Consider the following 5,326-nt stretch of genomic DNA (forward strand, 5'->3'; position numbering starts at 1 on the left):
CTGGGTCTCGTGGGTCCCGTCGTAGGCGTTGTCGAGACGGAGCCCGTGCCAATGGACGGTCGCGTCGAGATCGCCGCGGTTCTCGACCTTGACCTCGATCTCTGCGCCTTCCGGGACGCGCAGCGTCGGGCCCGGAACCGAGCCGTTGTATCCGAGCATCCGCACGGTGTGCTGACCGAGCTGCTTGGCAATCGGCTCAATGCTCATCTCGAACAACTGCCCGTCGGCCAGCTCGATCACTTCACTCGCGCGCGCTTGTGGCAGTCCAGTGGCGTCCGTCGGGAACGCTCCGGCCGACGATGATTCGGTGTGGACGTGTTCCTGCACTTGTCAATCTCCTTGCCCTGCAGCCATTGGCTGCGTCGCGGTGAAAGGCATCTCGCGCGCAGCGCTCGCGTCCGCCGCGATCCGCTGCGCGATGAACGCCGCGTCGTCCTTGACGAACCCGAGCAGCGCGGAGCCGCGCGTGTGCTGCCACTGAAGGCCGAGGGTGTACAGGCCCGGGATCTCGGTCACGCCGCGGTGGTGTTTGATCCGGCCGTCCCCGCCGGTGATCGGAAGGTCGATCCAGCTGTGGTCGTAGCGGAAGCCAGTGGCCCAGACCACGCCGTCGACGTCGATCTGACTGCCGTCCGCAAAGGTCACGGTCCGCCCGGAAGCGTCGGTGGCGCGCCCGTGCGCGACGACGCCCAACCGCTTGGCGACCTTCGGCAACGGACCGACAAGCGTCTCTTTTTGACTCATGCGCCGGCCGAGCCTCGAATCGACGGACTTGTAGATCAGACCGGTCTTCGTCAGGAACCAGAACAGGTCGCGGCCGAACAGCCGTTGCGGCAACGCAGCTTGGCGCGTGCCGATGGCGATGTGCGTCTCCCGGGTTGCCGCCAGCTCGTGGGCGATCTGGTAGCCGGTGTTACCGCCGCCGACAATCAGCGTTCGGCCGGCCGGCAGATCGGCAGGACGCCGGTAGCCGGCGCTGTGCATCTGCACGACTGCGGGCGCCAGCCCATCGGCGAACGCCGGGATGCGCGGCTCCTGGAAGGGGCCGGTCGCGATCACGACCTGCTTCGCCGTGATGCGCCCACCGTCGAGCTCGATCGCGAACTGGTCGCCGTCACGGGAAACGCTCTTTGCCGGAGTGCCGAGCCGTACCGGCAGGTCGAAGTCCGCTGCATACGCCCGCAGGTAGGCGACCACCTCGTCGCGCGTCGGGTAACCGTCCGGCTCGCCCGGGAACTCGAGCCCCGGCAGGCTGTCGTACGCGCGCGGCGTGAACAGCGTTAGCGACTCCCAGCGATCGCGCCAGGCGGCCGCCACATCCGGTTCGCGCTCGACGATCAGAAAGTCGCAGCCCTGCTGAGCGAGGTAGTAGCCGATCGCGAGACCGGCTTGGCCGCCGCCGACTACGACGACGTCGTAATGCGTGCCGCCGCTAGGCATGGCGGTCACCTCTCCAGTCCGGTCGTGAGAGGACGCGAGTCCGTCGAACCATCCTGATTCCTCCTTCTGACAGTGACCACGCAGAGTCGGACCATGACCATTGCGTGGCCTCGACCTTACCCCAGATGGTGCGCCGGTGTTTGGCCGAGCCGGGCGGAGCAAGCAAGAATGTGGTAACTAGATTCGGGGGCGAAGTGTTTGCTTTCGCGTGATGCGCGCGACCCCCCTGTGGCCGACTTGTAGCCCGCAATGACTACGACATGCGGCCACACCGCTGGACGGTGACTGGTATATTCCAGCGAAACGAATGCCGCGGGACACGGCGGCGACTCCGTCCCACTTCTTTCCGGCGAGGGGCATCAACACCGCGGCGAGCAAGAAGGGGGCCGCTATGCCCAGTAAGAAGAAGGCACCGACGAACTCGGGCCGTGCGCGTTCACCTCGCCGTCAGCAGACGATGCCCGGCGCCGAAATCGCGGAGAGGCCGCCAGCGCGCGGGATGTCCGACGAGGACGAGATGCCCGGTTCGGCCGCAATGGGCGCGGAAGCGAGCACCGGGACGGGCGACGAGACCGATGTCGCGTCGGCGATGGCCACGATGACCGGCGGCAGCGACATGCCATCCGGCGAGATGAACGCCGCGGAGCAGGAGGGCGACGGCGTCGCGGTCGCTGAGCCTATGGAGGAAGCCCCGCTCGAAGGGGCCGAGCTCGCGGCGCCAAGGGGCATCGTCCCACTGGCCGACTTCGAGGCGGCCGGTGTCGCCCCGCTGGTCAGCGCCCCCCGGGGCGTCGTCCCGCCGGCGGACTTCGAGGCGGCCGGGGTCGCCCCGGTGATCACCGCCCCACCCGGCCTCACGAACCACGGCGGCCCGATCCTCGGAGCGGTCCAGATCGTGCCGATCTACTGGGGTGCAGCGTGGTCGCAGACCGCCAACTCGCAGCTCGCAACCCAGTTGGACGGCTTCTTCGATTTCATCCTCACCAGCGAGTACATGGACATGCTCGCCGAATACAGCACCGCGACCACAACGATCCAGCACGGGACACGGCTGCCGTCGGTGCGGATCACGAACAGCGAGCCGGGCACGATCGTCGGCGCCGTCAGGCAGGTCACGGACGGACAGATCCAGACGTCGCTGCAGGGCTTCATAGCGAACGGGACCGTCCCGGCGACGAACGCGAACACCCTCTACTTCATCTACCTCCCGCCGGGAGTCGTCTCACTGCTCGGCTCGAGCCAGTCCTGCGCGGCCGGCGGATTCTGCGGTTACCACAATCACATCGGCGGCGTCCGCTACGCCGTGATCCCGTTTGTGAACTGCGCAGGCTGCGTCTTCCCCGGCCAGTTCCTGGACACCCTGACGGAGGTTTCGAGCCACGAACTCGCCGAGGCGGTCACGGACCCGGACCTGAACGCCTGGTGGGACAGCTCCTCCGGGGACGAGATCGGCGACATCTGCAATCGGCAGACCACCCGCCTCGGCGGGTTCCTCGTGCAAACCGAATGGTCGAACGCCCAGAACGCCTGCACCATCGCTCCAGCTGTGCCGGTGGGCGCCGCGCGCGCGAGCTCTGGTCCGGTCGTCTCGTGGGCCGCGAACCGGCTCGACGTGTTCGTGCTCGGTACCGATCGCCAGCTTTACCACAAGTGGTGGGGCGGGTCAGCCTGGGGCCCGTCGCTGACCAGCTACGAGCCGTTGGGCGGGATCTGCGAGAGCGTTCCGCAGGCCGTCGCCTGGGGCCCGAACCGCCTCGACGTCTTCGTCACCGGAACGGACAGCGCGCTCTACCACAAGTGGTGGGATGGCTCCGCCTGGGGCCCATCGGTCACGGGCTACGAGCGCCAGGGCGGCATCTGCCTCGGCGACCCGCGCGTCGTGTCCTGGGGGGCGAACCGGCTGGACGTGTTCGTGCTTGGCACCGATCGCGCCCTCTACCACAAGTGGTGGAACGGCTCGTCCTGGGGGCCGTCGCTGACGGGTTACGAGCGGCAGGGCGGCGTGATCCTCGGCCAGCCCGAGGTCGTCTCTTGGGGGCCGAACCGGCTCGACGTGTTCGTGCTCGGCACCGACCGTGCCCTCTACCACAAGTGGTGGGACGGCTCGTCCTGGGGACCGTCCCTGACCGGCTACGAGCGGCTCGGCGGGATCTGCATGTCCGCACCGCGGGCGGTCTCCTGGGGACCTAACCGCCTAGACGTGTGCGTGATCGGCACCGACGGAGCGCTCTATCACAAGTGGTGGGACGGCTCTGCGTGGGGTCCTTCGCCCACCGGGTTCGAGCGACACGGCGGCGTGTGCGTCGGCCAGCCGGAGCTGGTCGCCTGGGGCCCGAATCGCCTCGATGCGTTCGTGATCGGTACGGACAGCCAGCTCTACCACCAGTGGTGGGACGGCTCGTCCTGGGGACCGTCGTTGACTGCCTACGAGGCGATGGGCGGTGTCTCCACGTCGCAGCCGCGGCTCGTGTCGTGGGGCCCGAACCGGCTCGACGTCTTCGTAACCGGGACCGACAGCGCGCTCTACCACAAGTGGTGGGATGGCTCCGCCTGGGGCCCGTCGGTCACGGGCTACGAGCGCCAGGGCGGCGTCATCTCGTCGTTCTAACGAACATCGGGTCGATTCACGTCAGTCGCGGTGCTTCGCCCCGTTGTTGTCGACAACGTTCCAGAGGTTGTTCGCATCGGCGCCGCCGTTCCCGGAGAACCGGATCGGATCAGCTGCGCCCGACACGGTGCCACCCGCCCCGAGGCCCGACGCGAAGGTCTCCATCGGCTCCGAGCAGTTGTCCAGGACGGAGCTGCAGCTCGTCCCGGTCGTCGGCGCCGAGGCACCCGCGAACACCGCGTGCGCGAGGTTGTCGGAGCCGTACGAGCTGGAGATGTAGTCCCCGACCATCCGGCCCTGGCTCGTGGTCGCCGTCCAGGTCGAGGGCATGCCGCTCGCCACCGTCTGCGGTGTGCTCCAGGTGCTCCCGGCGTTGGTCGAGGAGATGAAGCCGACGCCGAGCTGGGTACTACCGGACGGATAGAAGTAGTAGGTCAGCCCCAGCTGCGCGGCGGCTCCGGACGTCGCCTTGTTCACGGCAAGCCCCGGGATGAAGTGGTCGATGCGGCTGCTGGTCCCGTCGATCGGGACGCGGGCGACCGATGACCAGCTCGTCCCGGTCGCATTCAGGGAATGGCTGAGGACGATGTCGTTCGTCCTGCAGGAACGGCGGAAGCGGCAGTCCGCCCAGGCGACGTAGACCGTCCCACTGCCGTCGATCTCCGCCGATGGCAGTGGCCCCTCGCGCAGTCCGCCCGCGACCGTGTGGTGGCGGATGGTGGCGATCGTCGTGACCGCGCTCCAGCTCACGCCGCCGTTCGTCGAGCTGAACGCGCCGATAGCCGTCTCGTTCGCGTTCGCGATCGGGACGATGACCGTGCCGTCGGGTCGCACGACGGGCTGACCGCCGATCACACCGCTGTTGTTCGTCGCTGGCGCCGACCAGTGCTGCCCGCCGTCGGTCGACGTGCTCATCTTCAGGAGGTTGCCGGCTCCGTGGTCGTCCCACTGCGTGTAGCAATGTCCGTAGAACGGGCTTGTCGCGGTGTTGTCGCAGACGATCCAGTTCTTGTCGAGATCGCCACCGGTCGCCGTCGTGAAGGGTGCGCTCCAGGTTAAGCCGGCGGTCGAGCGGCTCGTGACGATCGAGTTGCCGTGCACGCCACCGGCCTCGAGCAGGGTCAGCGACGAGACGAGCCAGACTCCGTGAGCGGCGTCGTAGGCGACCGACTCGTCGGTCGCGCGGTCATTCGCGCCGCCGCCGGCGTACTTGGTGATCCCGGGCAGGAGTCCACTCGTCCAGCTGGCGCCGTTGTTCGTCGACGTCGCGAACCCCGC

At 68.1% G+C, this 5,326-nt stretch carries 4 protein-coding genes; 1 reads left to right on the forward strand and 3 read right to left on the reverse strand.

The features are described 5' to 3' along the window. Both VGH85_21385 and VGH85_21390 read right to left on the reverse strand, forming a co-directional pair. Positions 1-240: multicopper oxidase domain-containing protein (locus tag VGH85_21385; GenBank protein HEY2176369.1), on the reverse strand; the 240-nt coding region annotated here is incomplete at its 3' end. Positions 241-330: 90 nt separating this feature from the next. Continuing rightward, complete coding sequence (locus VGH85_21390; protein ID HEY2176370.1) at positions 331-1,440, reverse strand: NAD(P)/FAD-dependent oxidoreductase; 1,110 nt, start codon at positions 1,438-1,440, stop codon at positions 331-333. A 517-nt stretch (positions 1,441-1,957) separates the two neighbouring features. Between VGH85_21390 and VGH85_21395 the strand changes: the two genes are divergently transcribed. Further along, positions 1,958-4,048 (forward strand): hypothetical protein, encoded by a 2,091-nt coding sequence (locus VGH85_21395; GenBank protein ID HEY2176371.1) that lies wholly within the window; start codon positions 1,958-1,960, stop codon positions 4,046-4,048. 21 nt (positions 4,049-4,069) lie between these two features. Here the strand turns inward: VGH85_21395 and VGH85_21400 are convergent. Next, on the reverse strand, positions 4,070-5,326 hold a 1,257-nt coding region (locus VGH85_21400; protein HEY2176372.1), incomplete at its 5' end, for a sialidase family protein.

Source organism: Mycobacteriales bacterium (genome assembly GCA_036497565.1).
GTDB lineage: Bacteria > Actinomycetota > Actinomycetes > Mycobacteriales > QHCD01 > DASXJE01.

Excerpts from the sequence above, each read along its gene's own strand:
- VGH85_21390 (HEY2176370.1), bottom strand. The coding sequence starts at position 1,440 with ATGCCTAGCGGCGGCACGCATTACGACGTCGTCGTAGTCGGCGGCGGC.
- VGH85_21395 (HEY2176371.1), top strand. The coding sequence starts at position 1,958 with ATGCCCGGTTCGGCCGCAATGGGCGCGGAAGCGAGCACCGGGACGGGC.